The organism is Pantoea sp. 9140 (genome assembly GCF_000745295.1).
GTDB classification, from domain to species: Bacteria; Pseudomonadota; Gammaproteobacteria; order Enterobacterales; family Enterobacteriaceae; genus Pantoea; species Pantoea vagans.
In genome coordinates this window covers 2,806,542-2,822,388 of the sequence record NZ_JQNO01000001.1, presented here as the reverse complement: position 1 = coordinate 2,822,388, position 15,847 = coordinate 2,806,542, and the positions used below count along the sequence as shown (strand labels likewise).

General features: G+C 57.5%; 13 protein-coding genes. 6 read left to right on the top strand and 7 right to left on the bottom strand.

Annotated features, from left to right (window positions below):
- Positions 1-74: 74 nt before the first annotated feature.
- The 3 genes from tehB to ppk1 are packed head-to-tail and all read right to left on the bottom strand — an operon-like array spanning position 75 to position 4,323.
- Positions 75-689 (bottom strand): tellurite resistance methyltransferase TehB, encoded by a 615-nt coding sequence (gene tehB / locus FA92_RS13055; RefSeq protein ID WP_033783871.1) that lies wholly within the window; start codon positions 687-689, stop codon positions 75-77.
- A 41-nt stretch (positions 690-730) separates the two neighbouring features.
- Positions 731-2,257, bottom strand: a complete 1,527-nt coding sequence (gene ppx / locus FA92_RS13050) for an exopolyphosphatase (RefSeq protein WP_033783870.1) — start codon at positions 2,255-2,257, stop codon at positions 731-733.
- 5 nt (positions 2,258-2,262) lie between these two features.
- Positions 2,263-4,323 carry a polyphosphate kinase 1 gene (gene ppk1, locus FA92_RS13045; RefSeq protein ID WP_033733510.1) on the bottom strand — a complete coding sequence of 687 codons (2,061 nt, stop codon included), beginning with the start codon at positions 4,321-4,323 and terminating at the stop codon, positions 2,263-2,265.
- Between the two features lie 150 nt (positions 4,324-4,473).
- Between ppk1 and FA92_RS13040 the strand changes: the two genes are divergently transcribed.
- The 3 genes from FA92_RS13040 to pstB are packed head-to-tail and all read left to right on the top strand — an operon-like array spanning position 4,474 to position 8,972.
- Positions 4,474-6,561 carry an ABC transporter permease subunit gene (locus FA92_RS13040; protein ID WP_033783869.1) on the top strand — a complete coding sequence of 696 codons (2,088 nt, stop codon included), beginning with the start codon at positions 4,474-4,476 and terminating at the stop codon, positions 6,559-6,561.
- On the top strand, positions 6,558-8,192 hold the full coding sequence (gene pstA / locus FA92_RS13035) for a phosphate ABC transporter permease PstA (protein ID WP_033783868.1): 1,635 nt from the start codon (positions 6,558-6,560) through the stop codon (positions 8,190-8,192). The genes FA92_RS13040 and pstA overlap by 4 nt, the downstream gene beginning before the upstream one ends.
- Before the next feature lie 6 nt (positions 8,193-8,198).
- The gene (gene pstB / locus FA92_RS13030; RefSeq protein ID WP_197061503.1) at positions 8,199-8,972 is read left to right on the top strand and encodes a phosphate ABC transporter ATP-binding protein PstB; all 774 of its coding nucleotides are present in this window, start codon (positions 8,199-8,201) and stop codon (positions 8,970-8,972) included.
- 185 nt (positions 8,973-9,157) lie between these two features.
- Here the strand turns inward: pstB and purN are convergent, their stop codons facing one another.
- Together purN and purM are read right to left on the bottom strand one after the other, a co-directional pair.
- The gene (gene purN, locus FA92_RS13025; RefSeq protein ID WP_033783866.1) at positions 9,158-9,796 is read right to left on the bottom strand and encodes a phosphoribosylglycinamide formyltransferase; all 639 of its coding nucleotides are present in this window, start codon (positions 9,794-9,796) and stop codon (positions 9,158-9,160) included.
- Positions 9,793-10,833, bottom strand: a complete 1,041-nt coding sequence (purM, locus tag FA92_RS13020; protein WP_033783865.1) for a phosphoribosylformylglycinamidine cyclo-ligase — start codon at positions 10,831-10,833, stop codon at positions 9,793-9,795. The genes purN and purM overlap by 4 nt, the downstream gene beginning before the upstream one ends.
- Positions 10,834-11,062: 229 nt before the next feature.
- On the opposite strand from purM, the gene upp reads away from it, so the two are divergent.
- The 3 genes from upp (at position 11,063) to hda (ending at position 13,927) form a co-directional block, all read left to right on the top strand.
- Complete coding sequence (upp, locus tag FA92_RS13015; protein ID WP_009088774.1) at positions 11,063-11,689, top strand: uracil phosphoribosyltransferase; 627 nt, start codon at positions 11,063-11,065, stop codon at positions 11,687-11,689.
- A 145-nt stretch (positions 11,690-11,834) separates the two neighbouring features.
- Positions 11,835-13,118 carry a uracil permease gene (gene uraA / locus FA92_RS13010; protein WP_033733504.1) on the top strand — a complete coding sequence of 428 codons (1,284 nt, stop codon included), beginning with the start codon at positions 11,835-11,837 and terminating at the stop codon, positions 13,116-13,118.
- A 101-nt stretch (positions 13,119-13,219) separates the two neighbouring features.
- On the top strand, positions 13,220-13,927 hold the full coding sequence (hda, locus tag FA92_RS13005) for a DnaA inactivator Hda (protein ID WP_033784653.1): 708 nt from the start codon (positions 13,220-13,222) through the stop codon (positions 13,925-13,927).
- On the opposite strand, the gene arsC is transcribed toward hda, so the two are convergent.
- Both arsC and FA92_RS12995 read right to left on the bottom strand, forming a co-directional pair.
- Positions 13,924-14,265 carry an arsenate reductase (glutaredoxin) gene (gene arsC / locus FA92_RS13000; protein ID WP_033783864.1) on the bottom strand — a complete coding sequence of 114 codons (342 nt, stop codon included), beginning with the start codon at positions 14,263-14,265 and terminating at the stop codon, positions 13,924-13,926. The genes hda and arsC overlap by 4 nt on opposite strands.
- Positions 14,266-14,316: 51 nt before the next feature.
- Positions 14,317-15,780, bottom strand: coding sequence for a M48 family metalloprotease (locus FA92_RS12995; RefSeq protein ID WP_033783863.1), 1,464 nt, complete (start codon positions 15,778-15,780; stop codon positions 14,317-14,319).
- Positions 15,781-15,847: the final 67 nt, after the last annotated feature.

Genomic DNA, 15,847 nt, shown 5'->3' with positions numbered 1-15,847 from the left:
CAGGGGCGACTGCAATATTTAGTCACAGTCGCCTGATGAAATCAATCGCTGTTGAAAAAAACAGCAGATAAAGATCAGTAACTCGCTTTTTGTGCCAGCAGCGTAGCAAAGCGGCAGGTAATGCGATTGCCATTTTCATCTTTGCGATGCAACTGGCCGGGATGTTCGTTGTACTTCACGATGTGCCAGTTACGGTAGTAGTGGCTCAACTCGCCGGACTTAAAAGCAAAGGAGAAATCAGCCGGGCAGGGCATATCTTCCGTATTCATCGCCGCCACAATCAGGTTGAAACCATCCCTGACCGTACAGGCCTGCATGTCAGCAATCAGCTGTGGAATGGTCTGCGGCTGCAGAAACATCATCACTACGGTCGACAGCACAAAGTTGAAGCCGCCATTGAAGCGCGTGTTGTTCAGGTCGCGCTGCTCGGTGTGAATTCCGCTGAGGTTTTCCCGGGCAATAATATCCTGCAGGCGGGCCAGGCTTTGCGGATTATGGTCCCATGCCGTGACGTCAAAGCCGTGCTGGTTCAGAAACAGCGTATTGCGACCCACGCCACAGCCCAGATCCAGCGCCTTGCCGACGTTGAGATGAGGCAGAGCCGCAACCACTTCGGAGTGGGGCGGCGTCAGGCCATAGGTTTCGGCAAAATAGTTTTCGCCTGAAAGTGGTGCAGTTGGTTGTGTCATATTCATCAATTCAGTTAAACGGGCGCCAGGCGCCCGGGTTGTCAGGCTTCTTCTTCGAGGATCAGCTTCCATCCTGTGACGTCGTTCCAGTAAACCTGCTCACGTTCCAGATCGAGCTGAACCAGGTTGTTCTGGTTGAAGTAGCCCGCTGGGAAAATCAGCGTCCAGTGGCCGTCATCGCATTTCAGAGTTAACGCATCCGGACGCGTAGTGGCCTGGCGCTGATTGTTCAGCAGGGTACCCAGGCGCAGCAGGAAAATCAGCGGCACAAACTGCTTTTTCTTGAACAGCGTGACGCGCGGCAACTCGTCGAGCTTCACCGCTTTGCGGTGGAATCTGACCAGCGCCGCCAGCAGCATCTGCTGATCCTGATTGAAGCCCGGCAGGTTGGTATTTTGCAGGATATAGGCGGAATGACGTTGCAGGGCGCTGTGATTAATCGTCAGACCCACTTCGTGCAGCATCGCCGCCCACTTCAGCAGGGCGGCCAGCTGCGGATTGGCCAGTTTCGGGTTCTGCTCGCTCCACTGCAGATAAAGCTGCTCGGTGGTTTCCAGCACGCGGCGCGCCTGATCGCTGTCAATGGCGTAATGATTCGCCAGACTTTGTGCCGTACGGCTGCGAATATCCTGATGGCGGAAACGGCCCTCCATCTCATAGAGCACGCCTTCACGCAGCGCACCGTCAGAAAGACGCAGCTCGCGAATCGCCAGCGCATCAAACACGCCACACAGAATCGCCAGTCCGGGCACAAACACCCCTTTGCGTTCTTCCGACAGGCCCGGCAGGCTGAGGGCCGCAAAGGATTTGTGCTTCATCACCTCGTCGTAGAGCTTGTCGAGGCGCTCAGGCGTAATCAGCTTCTCTTTCTCATCCATCGCCTGCAGCACTTCGCAGGCGGCCTTGATGGTGCCGGACGCACCCAGCGCATATTGCCAGCCATGCAGACGGTATTGCCACGCCAGCGTTTCCAGCTTCTGCGCAGCCGCTAAGCGGGCGCGACGGAAGTTTTCACGACTGATTTCGCCTTTCGGGAAATAGAGCTGGGCGAAACTGACGCAACCCATGCGTCGGCTCTCAACCAGTTGCGGTTCAAAATCCTCGCCAATCACCAGCTCGGTGGAGCCGCCGCCGATGTCGATCACCAGCTTGCGACCTTTCTCCGGCTGCGTGTGTTCAACACCCATAAAGATCAGACGCGCCTCTTCATGGCCTGAAATCACTTCGATCGGATAGGGGATCACCTCAGCAGCCCGCTGCAGGAAGGTTTCGGCGTTGACCGCCTCGCGCAGCGTATGGGTGCCGACAATCGTCACGTTGCTGGGACTGAACCCCTGCAGGCGCTCGGCGAACAGAGCCAGACAGGCTAATCCCCGCTCCATTGCCTCTTCGCTGAGGTTGTGTTGAGCATCCAGCCCGTCAGCCAGATGGACGCGCTGTTTAAGGCGGCCCAGTACCTGCATCGCACCATCGACGACCCGCGCAATCACCATATGGAAACTGTTCGAGCCCAGGTCAATCGCCGCAAACTCCTGGGGTTTTGGCGTACTTTTATGAGAAATTGGCATAGGATTTATTCAGGTTGTTCCAGTTTCTTGATGTAATCATAGATGGCCAGCTGCGAGCGCACTTTACGACGGTTGCCGCGCTGGACGTAATGGTTACTCAACTCTTTATCGACGATGCGGGCTTTCACCGTATCACTCAACTGAATAGCAATAATGTCGAGTATGCGCTGCCGGATGTGGGGATCGAGGATCGCCACGGCCACTTCGATACGGTAATCAATGTTACGTGTCATCCAGTCAGCGGAGGAGAGGAACACCTTCTTATCGCCGCCATTCTCAAAAATATAGACGCGATCGTGTTCCAGATAACGGTCAACAATACTGATGACACGAATATTTTCACTGATCCCCGGCAGGTCAGGGATTAATGAGCACATGCCGCGCACCAGAAGATTAACCTTCACCCCTACGCTGGAGGCTGTATAAAGCCGATCTACCAGACCTTTGTCCACCAGATTATTGATTTTCAGAGTAATGCCGCAGGGCTTATTCTGCTGTGCATTGGCAATTTCGGTGTCGATCAGTTCATACAGCATCCGGCGCGAGTTCTGTGGCGACACCATCAGGTGATCGAACGTCACGGGCCGGTAAGGATTCTCAATAAAGTTGAACACCCGGCGTACTTCATTGGTGATGCGCGCATCCGCAGTCAGCAACGAGTAGTCGGTATAAAGCCGCGCGGTCTTCTCATTAAAGTTGCCGGTACCGATATGCGCGTAGCGCACAATCTCTTCGCCTTCGCGGCGTGAGATCAGGAACAGCTTGGCGTGGATCTTCAGGCCGGGTGCAGAGAAAATCACATGCACGCCTGCTTCGGTCAGACGTTTCGCCCAGTAAATATTGGCTTCTTCATCAAAGCGTGCCTGCAGCTCTACGACCACCGTGACTTTTTTACCGTTATAAGCGGCATGGATCATCGCATCCATGATGCGGGAGTGTTTAGCGACGCGGTAGATGTTGATTTTGATCGCCAGCACGCTGGGGTCAAACGACGCCTGACGCAGCAGTTCCAGCACGTGCTCAAAGGTGTGGTACGGATAGTAGAGCAGTACGTCGCGGTCGCGGATCGCATCAAAGCCGTTGCGGAAGCCATCAAAACCGATGTGGCGAATCTGCGGCAGCGGGCGGTTGACCAGGTTGTTTTTACCTACGTTCGGGAAGCCGATAAAGTCTTTGAAGTTGTGATAGCGGCCACCCGGCAGTATTGAGTCAAAGTTGGAAATCGAGAGCTTGTGGCACAGCAGCTCAACCATCGCCTCTGGCATGTCACGCTGATAGACAAACCGCACCGGCTCGGCTGTCAGTCGCTGCTTCAGGCTGGAGGACATCAGCTCCAGCAGGCTCGACTCCATCTCCGTCACCAGATCGTACTCGGCGTCACGCGTCATTTTCATTGAATAGGCGTTAAGCGCGTCGTAGTCATAGAAGCCTTTGAAAATATCATCCAGGCAGTAACGTAAGATGTTGTCCAGCAGGATCATTGGCTTGCGACGGCGCGGTGGCTCTGCCGGTAAATTGATGAAGCGCGGCACTTTATCGGACGGGATCTCCAGCAGTGCATAACGAATATCGTCACCACGGATAATCTCTACCGCCAGGTAGGTGTAATCATCTTTAAGGAATTCGGTCAGGTCAGTTTCATGGGTGATCAGAATCGGGGAGATATGCTGACGCAGTTCATGTTTGAAGTAGTGGCGCAGCCACGCCTGCTGGTTGGGCGACAGCTGGCGTTCATTGATCAGGAAGATCTGGTTACGTGCCATCTCAAGCAGCAGGTCGTTATAAAGTGCGTCGAACTCCTGATCGGACTTCATCACCCGCTGCTGAATTTTCTTAAACAGATGGCGTGGCGTACTGGCGGAACCCTGCTCTTCACCAATCAGAATGCGGCGTTTGAGGTCGGCGAAACGCACTTTATAGAATTCGTCGAGATTGTTGGAGTAGATGCCCAGAAAGCGCATCCGCTCAATCAGTGGATTGCTTTTGTCTGCTGCTTCCTGCAAAACCCGTTCATTAAAGGATAACCAGCTTAATTCTTTTTCTATATAAAGCTTTACCTGACCCATTCTCACTCCATTTAGCGGTTGCAGGACTGAAGATCCAGTATCCACCAACATTATGGCGAGAGTATGGCAGCGTTGTCCAACGCCAGGAGTTGTCTTATCAATCGGCTACGGGCAACATAGCGGCTTATTTTGGCCTGCTACCGGAACCGCATGAGCGCAAACCACATTCCTGTCCAATTCAGCGATCGCAAGCGTCGTGCCGTTGATCGTCTGACGCGGCGGCTGATCACCTGCTGTGGCGTCGCGATCCTGCTACTGATGCTGCTGCTGTTCTGCTGGCTGATTGGCGTGGTATTACCGCTGTTTAATGCGCCGGGCCTGCAAATCGCGGCCAGCCAGCAACTCTGGGATCGTACGCCCGCTTTAGCAATAGGCAATCAGGGCAACATTGGCTGGCGTATCAGCGCGCACGGTGCAGCACGTTTTATTCCGCTGGATGGTCAGCCTGCGGAACCGGCGCTGGCGCTGACCCCGGCGCCTGATGAGGTGGTGCAGAGTGCCGATGGGCAGACGCTGCTACTGAATATGCAGGGCGCGCTGACGCTGATGCAGCCTGCGACCGACCAGCAGTGGCGCTTCCCGCTGGGCGACAAACCCTTTCATCTGCCTGATGGCGCAGTGACAAAGATGGCGCTGGCGACGCGTCATGCGGGTCAGTGGCGCATCGCTGCTCTCACTGAGGCCGGACTGCGGGTGCTGACGCTGGGCACCGATCGTCAGGCGTCGGTTATCCCGCTGCCGCAACGCCAGCTTGATCTGCTGGCGATCTCGCCCTCCGGCGATCTGCTCTACACCACCGAAGGCACGCTGCTGCGGGTCTGGCAGCTCGACGATGACCGTGCCCTGCTGCGCGAAACGCATACTCTGTCGCAGCCCCCACAAAGTCTGCATCTGCTGGTGGGCGGCAAAAGCCTGCTGATTCAGGATCGCAGCGGTGTCACCCAGTGGTTTGCTATCGCCAGCGATCAGGGGCCGCGCCTGCAGCGTATCCGGACCTTTGCGCACAGCGATGGCGAGACGATTCTGGTAACAGAATCACAGCGTCGCGTGTTTGCGACGCTCAGTAAACAGGGAATGCTGCGACTGTTCGCCAGCAAGCAGACTGGCCCGATACTGCAGCGTCAGCTTGAACCCGGCATCGTGCAGGCGCAGTTTTCACCCCATGGCGACAGCCTGCTGATTGAGCGGGCGGGAAGCTGGCAAACCCTGCGGCTCGATAATCCGTGGCCGGATGTGACCTGGCGTAATTTCTGGCAGAAAATCTGGTATGAAAACTACCCCGGACCCGACTGGGTCTGGCAATCCACCGCCGCCGGTGACAGCTATCAGGCCAAGTTCAGCCTGATGCCGATGGTCACGGGAACGCTGAAAGCGGCCAGTTTAGCGCTGCTGTTTGCCACGCCGCTGGCGCTGGCCGCAGCGATGTATACCGCGTGGTTCATGGTACCGGGCCTTCGGCGCTGGGTTAAACCAGCCATTGAGATGATGGGCGCGCTGCCAAGCGTAGTAGTGGGGCTGATTGCCGGGATCTGGCTTGCGCCACATATTGGTCAGGCGCTGGTGGGGGTACTGCTGCTGCCCTTGACGCTGGCAGGCGCGCTGCTGCTGTGTGGTGTATTCAGCGCGCGTTTACCGCCGCGCTGGCGTCAGCCGGGCCGGGAAGTAGTGATTCTGCTGCCGCTGTTGCTGCTGGTTACGCTGCTGACACTGTGGTTGCCGACGCTGTTGATACCGGATGCGGGCGACTGGCTGCCGCATTACGAGCAGCGCAATCTGCTGGTGGCCGCGCTGGCGATGGGCTTTGCGCTGGTGCCGCTGATCTTCACCCTCTCTGAAGATGCGCTGTTCAGCGTACCTGCGGCGCTGGGCCAGGGTTCGCTGGCACTGGGCGCAACGCCATGGCAAACCCTGACCCGCGTCGTTCTGCCGGGCGCCTCCGCCGGGATTTTTGCCGCGCTGATGATCGGTCTGGGACGCGCCGTGGGAGAAACCATGATTTTGCTGATGGCGACCGGGAACACGCCGCAAAGCGAAGGTGGCCTGTTCAGCGGTCTTCGCGCATTGTCCGCCAACATCGCCATTGAGATGCCGGAAGCGGCAGCGGGCAGTGCACACTATCGCGTGCTGTTTCTCAGCGCCCTGATGCTGCTGCTGTTTACGCTGGTGATAAACACGGTTGCCGAATTGATCCGCCAGCGGCTGCGTCAGCGTTACAGCCAGCAGGAGGAGCAGGCATGAAGGCGATGCGACAGAACGATCGCTGGCGCTGGTTAACCGCGGGTGCCGTCGCCGTCTGCCTGCTGGCCTTCACGCTGCTGATTGGGCTACTGGCGTGGCAGGGCGTCCGTGCTTTCTGGCCGCAGCGCGTGGATCTCTATACCTTCAGCCAGCCGGGAGGCGGTGAAACGCGCCTGCTGGGTGAAACCCTGGAACATCAGCGGCACTTTCCAGCGCCGGCTGATGAACAGGGCAACAGCGGCGGTCAGGTGAATCGCTATCTGATTAAAACCGGTAATCGCGACTGGGACGCTCCCGATTTCCGCGTGGTTTACAGCCGTGCAGCGGCAACAATCAGTCAGCCGCCGGACGTTATGGTGCTGCAGCGGCGCAGTCACGGTCAGGCCTATGGCTGGTTTGTCGGCCTGCGTGAAGATAACGAAGAGTTAACTGCACAGAATCCCGATGCGCTGCTGCATCAGCGGCTCGGTCAGGTACAGATGCTGGTGCGGCAGGCTAACCAGATTCGCCGGGTCGATATGGCGCGACTCAACAGCCAGCGTGAAGAGCTTGATGAGCAGGCGGCCACAAACCGGGCTGCCGGACGCTTTGATCTGCAGGCAGAGTCAGAATATCAGGCGAATCAGGCCGCACTGCAGCGCCGCTTTAATCAGCTGAGTGAGACACTGGCTTCTCTGCAACAGCAGAGTCAGCGCGATCTGTTAATCCTGCGGGATGGGCAGGGCAATGAACATGCGATTCCGCTGACCGAAATCGTCGACAGCTGGAAGCCGAACGCGATGACGCTGACCGGCAAAACCGGACATTTTCTGCATCAGCTGTGGCGTTTCGTCAGTGATTCACCTGCCGGGGGCGAAAGTGAATCCGGCGCGTTTCCGGCGATCTTTGGTACCGTGCTGATGGTGCTGCTGATGTCGGTGGTGGTGATGCCGCTGGGCGTCGTCGCCGCTATCTGGCTGCATGAATATGCCGGACGGAATGCGCTGACCAGGCTGGTGCGCATCGCGGTAGTCAACCTGGCCGGCGTCCCTTCCATTGTTTATGGCGTGTTTGGTCTGGGCTTCTTTGTCTGGCTGGTGGGCGGCACGATTGATCAGCTCTTTTTTGCCAGCGCACTGCCTAATCCCACCTTCGGCACGCCAGGTTTACTCTGGGCGTCGCTGACCCTGGCCTTACTGACGCTGCCGGTAGTGATTGTGGCGACCGAAGAGGGTTTATCGCGTATTCCCAACAGCCTGCGGCAGGGTTCGCTGGCGCTGGGCGCGACCCAGGCGGAAACGCTGTGGAACGTGGTGCTGCCAATGGCAGTGCCGGCCATGCTGACCGGCCTGATTCTGGCGGTGGCGCGTGCAGCAGGTGAAACCGCGCCGCTGATGCTAGTGGGCGTGGTGAAAATGGTGCCGGAACTGCCGGTCGACGCGGTGTTCCCTTATCTGCATCTGGATCGCAAGTTTATGCATCTGGGCTTCCAGATTTACGATCTGGCGTTTCAGAGTCCGAATATTGAAGCTGATCGGCCGCTGGTGTTCGCCACCGCGCTGCTGCTGGTGCTGATTATTCTGTCGCTTAATCTGCTGGCGATGGGCCTGCGTCACCGTCTGCGTGAACGCTATCGCCTTATGACTCAATAACAGGCTATGACTATGACGTCCGACACGGATATCGCGCTGACCGTTAACCATCTGTCGCTGTGGTATGGCGAGCGCCAGGCGCTGCAGGATATTTCGCTGCAGGTGCCGAAAAACACGATTACTGCGCTGATTGGCCCCTCTGGCTGCGGCAAGTCGACGCTGCTGCGCTGCTTTAATCGCATGAATGACGTGATTGATCACTGCCGGGTAGAGGGGGAGGTGTTGCTGGGATCGCAGCCGATCCTGCGCCCCGAACAGGATCTCTCCGCGCTGCGCCGTCGGGTCGGCATGGTGTTTCAGCGGCCTAATCCTTTTCCAAAATCGATTTATGAAAATGTGGTTTACGGGCTGCGATTACAGGGTGTACGCGATCGGCGGGTACTGAACGAGGCGTGTGAGCGTGCGCTGCGTGCGGCGGCGCTGTGGGGTGAGGTGAAAGATCAGCTGTCACAGAATGCGCTGACGCTCTCGACCGGACAGCAGCAGCGGCTGGTAATTGCCCGCGCCATTGCCATTGAGCCGGAAGTGCTGCTGCTGGATGAGCCGACCTCCGCGCTGGATCCGATCTCCACACTGGTGATTGAAGAGCTGATGACCACGCTGAAGCAGCACTTCACGCTGGTGCTGGTGACGCACAACATGCAGCAGGCGTCGCGCGTGTCCGATTTCACCGCGTTTATGCATCAGGGCGCGTTAGTTGAGTTTGATGAGACCGACCGGATCTTTACCGCGCCGAAACAGCGACGGACCGAAGATTACATTACGGGACGCTACGGCTGAGCCAGCATCGGGAGCAGAACAGGTTTTTGTGTCAGACGGCTCATATGCTTAAAGCGATGGGAGCCTATGCCCGTAGTAAAGCATCGCGGGCCATGGATGGCATTTTTTGCGTCTTTACGGAGGGCATAGGCTCCCTGAGCCTTTACTCTGCCAGTACTTCATAAGAAGCCCTGGCTTCCGGTGCATCAGTCGTTAGCATAGCCCTGCGGTGGCAGCGGTTCGCCATCCAGCCAGGCCTTGCCATCACGCATTTGCAGCCGGCCTTCAACAAACCAGCCAATCACCAGCGGATAGATCGCGTGTTCCTGGTGCTGCACCCGCTCGGTAATCTCCGCTTCGCTATCGTCAGGAAAGACCGGGACTTTAGCCTGCAGGATCACCGGACCGCCATCCAGTTCATCCGTCACGAAATGCACGGACGTGCCATGTTCGCTGTCGCCATTTTCCAGCGCCTGACGATGCGTATGCAGTCCTGGATATTTCGGCAGCAGGGAAGGATGGATGTTCAGCAGGCGATCGTGAAAATGCGCCACGAACGCGCTGCTGAGAATGCGCATATAACCCGCCAGCACAATCAAATCCGGACGGTAGGCTTCTATTTCAGCGATGAGCTGACGATCAAAAGCGTCCCGGTCAGCGAAGTCGCTGGCGGCAAGCGCGTGGGCGGGGATCCCCGCCTCCTGCGCCCGCGTCAGCCCATAAGCAGCAGCACGGTTACTGAACACGGCAGCGACGCTGCCGTGAATCCGCCCGCTTTCGCAGGCGTCAAGGATGGACTGAAGGTTACTTCCGTTGCCGGAAATCAGTACAACCAGCTTTTTCATCCGTTGATGACCACACGCTCTTCAGCATCCGACGCTTTGATCACGCCGAGCTTCCAGGCTTTCTCGCCTGCGGCCTGCATCAGCGCAATCGCTTTGTCCGCGTCTGCCGGGCTCAGTGCGATGATCATGCCGACGCCGCAGTTAAAGGTGCGGTACATCTCGAAACGGCTGACGTTGCCCGCCTGCTGTAACCAGCTGAAGACCGCCGGCCACTGCCAGCTCTTCTCGTCGATGACAGCCTGGGTATTGTCGGGCAGGACGCGCGGGATATTTTCCCAGAAGCCGCCGCCGGTCAGGTGTGCGATAGCGTGCACATCGACCTGCTCAATCAGGCTCAGGATATTTTTCACGTAGATGCGGGTCGGTTCCAGCAGATGATCGGCCAGCGGTTTACCTTCCAGCTGTTCAGCCAGCGGATCGGTGTTGCTGACTTCCAGAATCTTACGCACCAGCGAATAGCCGTTGGAGTGCGGGCCGCTGGAGCCGAGCGCGATCAGTACGTCGCCATCCTGCACCTTGCTGCCGTCGATAATTTCTGACTTTTCCACCACGCCGACACAGAAACCGGCCACGTCGTAATCTTCGCCGTGATACATGCCTGGCATCTCAGCGGTTTCACCGCCCACCAGCGCACAACCTGACTGCAGACACCCTTCGGCGATGCCGGTGATCACCGCAGAGGCGGTATCCACATCCAGTTTGCCGGTGGCGTAGTAGTCCAGGAAGAAGAGCGGCTCGGCGCCCTGAACCACCAGGTCATTGACGCACATCGCGACCAGGTCAACACCAATGGCATCGTGACGTTTGAGATCCATCGCCAGACGCAGCTTGGTGCCCACGCCATCGGTGCCGGAGACCAGCACGGGTTCACGGTATTTTTGCGGCAGCGCGCAAAGCGCACCAAAACCGCCCAGTCCACCCATCACTTCCGGGCGACGCGTCTTTTTCACTACGCCTTTAATACGGTCAACCAGAGCGTTACCAGCATCAATATCAACACCGGCGTCTTTGTAACTGAGAGAGGTTTTGTCGGTCACTGCGAGGTCCCCACGCGAGTTGCGGTTGGTGGTTTAAAATAAAGCGCGGCAATTCTATCAGTGCAGGCAAACGTTTGCGAGTCCGGCATTGCGCATCGGGCGATTTTCATTAATCCTCTATTTGTCCCGGTAAAAGCCGCGGCTTTGCGCAAGACCAGGTGGCGCAGCGCGTAAAAGGCGGTATAATCCCGCGATTTTTTTTAGCTCAACTCATTCCGGGAGAACACCAATGAAGATCGTGGAAGTCAGACACCCGCTGGTCAAACATAAACTGGGCCTGATGCGTGAGCATGATATCAGTACAAAGCGTTTTCGCGAGCTGGCCTCTGAAGTGGGCAGCCTGCTGACCTACGAAGCGACCGCCGATCTGGAAACAGAGCGCGTCACCATTGAGGGCTGGAACGGCCCGGTAGAGATCGATCAGATCAAAGGTAAAAAAATCACGGTGGTCCCGATCCTGCGTGCCGGCCTGGGCATGATGGAAGGGGTGCTGGAACACGTTCCCAGCGCCCGTATCAGCGTGGTGGGTGTTTACCGTGATGAAGAGACGCTGGAGCCGGTTCCCTATTTCCAGAAGCTGGTCTCTAACATCGAAGAGCGCCTGGCGCTGGTGGTCGACCCGATGCTGGCGACCGGTGGCTCCATGATTGCTACTATCGACCTGCTGAAGAAAGCGGGCTGCACCAGCATCAAAGTGCTGGTTCTGGTTGCCGCACCAGAGGGGATTGCCGCACTGGAGAAAGCGCATCCTGACGTCGAGCTTTACACTGCGTCAGTGGATCAGGGACTGAACGAAAAGGGTTACATCATTCCCGGGCTCGGCGATGCCGGGGACAAGATTTTCGGAACCAAATAAATCGCACAGCCGACCAGAGAGTCGGCTTTTTTTTGACAAAAATAATGCCCCGAACGGATTCAGTCTGCCGCAAGGCGCACCGGCGTGCCTGCTGCTGTGCCAGAGGCGCGAACCCACGGGGATACAAAACATAAGGGGATAAATGATGACTCGTCGCGCCATTGGCGTCAGTGAACGGCCGCCGTTACTGCAAACCATTCCACTCAGCCTGCAACACCTGTTTGCCATGTTTGGTGCCACGGTACTGGTGCCGATTCTGTTCCACATCAACCCGGCGACGGTGCTGTTGTTTAACGGTGTCGGCACACTGATTTATCTTTTTATCTGTAAAGGTAAAATTCCTGCCTACCTCGGTTCCAGTTTTGCCTTTATCTCGCCGGTGCTGCTGCTGTTGCCGCTGGGTTACGAGGTCGCGCTGGGCGGATTTATCCTGTGCGGCGTGCTGTTCTGTATCGTGGCGCTGATTGTGAAACGCGCGGGCACCGGCTGGCTCGACGTGATGTTTCCCCCGGCGGCGATGGGCGCGATTGTCGCCGTCATCGGTCTGGAGCTGGCGGGTGTCGCCGCCAATATGGCTGGCCTGCTGCCCGCTGAAGGCAGTGCGCCCGACAGCAAAACCGTGCTGATTTCGCTGGTCACGCTGGCGGTAACGGTCTTCGGTTCGGTACTGTTCCGTGGCTTCCTGGCGATTATCCCTATTCTGGTCGGTGTGGTGGCAGGCTATCTGCTCTCTGCCTTTATGGGCATTGTTGACTGGAGTGGCGTGGTGAAAGCCCCGTGGTTTGCCCTGCCAACCTTCTATACACCGCGTTTCGAGTGGGTGGCAATGCTGACGATTCTGCCTGCGGCGCTGGTGGTCATTGCCGAGCATATCGGTCATCTGGTGGTTACGGCCAACATCGTGAAGAAAGATCTGATTCGCGACCCTGGCCTGCATCGTTCGATGTTCGCCAACGGCTTATCCACCGTTATTTCTGGCTTCTTTGGTTCGACGCCGAATACGACTTACGGTGAAAACATCGGCGTCATGGCGATTACCCGCGTCTATAGCACCTGGGTGATTGGCGGTGCGGCGATTCTGGCGATTCTGCTCTCCTGCGTTGGCAAACTGGCGGCGGTGATCCAGGCGATCCCGGTGCCGGTGATGGGCGGCGTGTCGCTGCTGCTGTATGGCGTGATTGGCGCATCCGGTATCCGCGTGTTGATCGAATCCAAAGTCGATTACAACAAAGCGCAGAATCTGATCCTGACCTCGGTGATCCTAATCATCGGCGTCAGCGGGGCGAAGGTACATATCGGTGCGGCAGAGCTGAAAGGCATGGCGCTGGCGACGATCGTGGGTGTTGGCCTGGCGCTGATCTTCCGCGTGATCTCGCTGTTGCGTCCGGAAGAAGTGGTGCTGGAGGCTGAAGAACCGCGCGAACATTGATCGCAGCGCGCCTGACAGGATCGGGGCAGGGACGCCCCATTCATCTCTTTCTGAAAACTGTGTTAGACTTCCCCCGATTTTTTGCTTGTTCTCTTGCTGAGGTGCTTCTGAACACGCCGGCACAATTGTCATTGCCACTCTATTTACCCGACGATGAAACCTTCTCCAGCTTCTGGCCGGGGGAAAACACGTCGCTGATTGCCGCACTCAAAGGCGCTCTCAACCAACAACATGGCAGCTATCTCTACTTCTGGTCACGTGAAGGCGGTGGGCGGAGCCATCTGCTGCACGCCGCGTGCGCTGAAATGTCCGCGCGCAGCGAAGCGGTCGGTTACGTTCCGCTGGATAAACGCACCTGGTTTGTGCCGGAAGTGCTGGAAGGAATGGAGCAGCTGTCACTGGTCTGCATCGATAACATCGAGTGCATTGTAGGCGAACCGGAGTGGGAGATGGCGATCTTCGATCTCTATAACCGCATTCTGGAAACCGGCAATACGCGCCTGTTTATTACCGGCGATCGTCCGCCACGTCAGCTGAATCTGCAGCTGCCCGATCTCGCCTCGCGGCTGGACTGGGGGCAGATCTATCGCCTGCAGCCGCTCTCCGACGAAGACAAACTGCAGGCGCTGCAACTACGTGCCGGGTTACGTGGTTTTGAGCTGCCGGAAGATGTGGGTCGCTTCCTGCTGAAGCGACTGGATCGTGAAATGCGCACGCTGTTTGATACGCTGGATCGACTTGATCGCGCCTCGATCAGCGCACAGCGTAAACTCACCATTCCCTTCGTTAAAGAGACGCTCGGCCTTTAAACAATGTCGAGCACCGCTTCTGGCGGACGTCCGATCCGCGCCTTATCGCCATTGATCACAATCGGCCTTTCAATCAGTACCGGGTTTTCTACCAGCGCATCCAGCAGCGCACTTTCGTTTTTGTCGCCGAGTGCCAGCTCGCTGTAGATCGCCTCTTTGGTACGCATCAACTCTCGTGCACTCTGCATCCCCAGTTTCTGTAGCAGAATTTGCAGCGTCTCGCGATCGGGCGGCGTCTGCAGATAGAGCACCACTTCCGGCTCAATGCCGCGGACGTTCAGCAGCGCCAGCGTTTCGCGGCTCTTGCTGCAGCGCGGGTTGTGGTAAATCGTCACCATTTCAGACTCTCCTTTTATTGTCTCTTCAAGCGGCGCTGGCAGCACGCAGGCTTAGCCTTTCTGATACTGCTTAAAGCGCTGCTGCAACTGGCGCAGCTGATCGATACGGGCATCGTAGCGCGCCTGCTTCAGGCTGCCGAGTGGCACCTGTGCGCTGGCGCTGCCTAACGCGGTGATGGCCTGATCAAGCTGGCCATTCAGCGCCAGACTCTCTGCACGCGCAGATAACTCTTCATCATTCAGTCCCTGCTGTGCAGAAGCCTGTGCCAGTAAATCCCAGCCGTTGGGATCGTCTTTATTGGCCCAGGTATAGCGGTTCAGAATACGGCTGGCACTGGCATACTGCTTCGCTTCCACGTAGGCGTTCGCCAGGTTGAGCTGCACCACCGGGCTGTTTTTGGCACCAGTGGCGGCGGTGAGCAGGGCGATCGCCTGTTGTGGCTGGTTCAGGCCGATGTCGATGTCCGACATGATATCCAGGAACCAGACGTTATTAGGCTGTTTCGCCAGCAGCGGCGTCATGATGCGCTTCGCATCTGCATAGCTCTTCGCCTGTAAAAACTGTATGGCCTTGCCATATTGTGACGCCAACTGCTCACGCGCATTGCCGCTGGCATACTGACTCAGCAGTTCGTCAGTGAGCTGATTACGCCCGGTGGCGTACATCCCCAGCGCACGCACCTTCGCCAGGTAAAAATCTTCAGTGGACTGCACGACGACCGGGCGCATCTGGTTAGCACGGTTGCGGGCATCCGCCAGTCGGCTGTCGGGCAGGGGGTGCGTCAGCAGAATTTCAGGTGGCTTCGAGGAGAAGCGACTCTGATCGGCCAGCTTCTGCAGAAAGTTCGGCATCGCCTGGGGATCGAACCCGGCGCGCTGCAGCACCTGAATGCCGATGCGGTCAGCCTCCTGCTCATTGCCCTGCGTAAAGCTGATAATCCCCTGCTGCGTACCCGCCAGGGTGCCAGTCAGTGCGGCCATACCCGCCTGCGGACTCGCCATCGCCAGCAGTATCGAGCCCAGCGCACCGACCCAGGTGAGTGGGGCATTGCGCTTCTGATCTTCCATGGCGCGCGCCAGATGGCGCTGGGTGACGTGTGATATCTCATGCGCCATCACGGATGCCAGCTGACTTTCATTTTCGGTAAAGCGGAACAGCGCTGAGTGCAGCACCACATTGCCACCGAAGAAGGCAAAGGCGTTGAGCTCATCGTTCTGAATCAGAAAGAAGTGGAACGGGGTTTTGACGGAGTCAGCATGCGAGACCAGCCGCTGCCCCAGCTGATTAATATACTGATTAAGCAGCGGATCGTTGATCAGCGGCGCACTGGCACGCAGCTGGCGCACATAGAAGTCGCCCATCTGCAGTTCCTGATTAATCGACAGCGTCGAACCGGCCGTGGTGCCAATATCGGGAAGTGAATCACTGACATCGGCCATGGCAGGTGTCAGAGTGGTAAAAATGAGCGTCGGGAGGAGCGCGGCGATCAGCGTTTTCTTTAACCGGTTCAACATGCCTTAATCCTGTAGAGAGGCCCTGAAAATGGACAGGTGCGCAGCGGGAATGTTCCATTTTTCGCAG

Bases quoted from the DNA above. Each gene is read 5' to 3' on its own strand.
- ppk1 (WP_033733510.1), bottom strand. From the start codon at position 4,323: ATGGGTCAGGTAAAGCTTTATATAGAAAAAGAATTAAGCTGGTTATCC.
- arsC (WP_033783864.1), bottom strand. From the start codon at position 14,265: ATGGTGACGATTTACCACAACCCGCGCTGCAGCAAGAGCCGCGAAACG.
- upp (WP_009088774.1), top strand. From the start codon at position 11,063: ATGAAGATCGTGGAAGTCAGACACCCGCTGGTCAAACATAAACTGGGC.
- purN (WP_033783866.1), bottom strand. From the start codon at position 9,796: ATGAAAAAGCTGGTTGTACTGATTTCCGGCAACGGAAGTAACCTTCAG.
- FA92_RS13040 (WP_033783869.1), top strand. From the start codon at position 4,474: ATGAGCGCAAACCACATTCCTGTCCAATTCAGCGATCGCAAGCGTCGT.
- ppx (WP_033783870.1), bottom strand. From the start codon at position 2,257: ATGCCAATTTCTCATAAAAGTACGCCAAAACCCCAGGAGTTTGCGGCG.
- tehB (WP_033783871.1), bottom strand. From the start codon at position 689: ATGACACAACCAACTGCACCACTTTCAGGCGAAAACTATTTTGCCGAA.
- pstA (WP_033783868.1), top strand. From the start codon at position 6,558: ATGAAGGCGATGCGACAGAACGATCGCTGGCGCTGGTTAACCGCGGGT.
- pstB (WP_197061503.1), top strand. From the start codon at position 8,199: ATGACTATGACGTCCGACACGGATATCGCGCTGACCGTTAACCATCTG.
- uraA (WP_033733504.1), top strand. From the start codon at position 11,835: ATGACTCGTCGCGCCATTGGCGTCAGTGAACGGCCGCCGTTACTGCAA.
- FA92_RS12995 (WP_033783863.1), bottom strand. From the start codon at position 15,780: ATGTTGAACCGGTTAAAGAAAACGCTGATCGCCGCGCTCCTCCCGACG.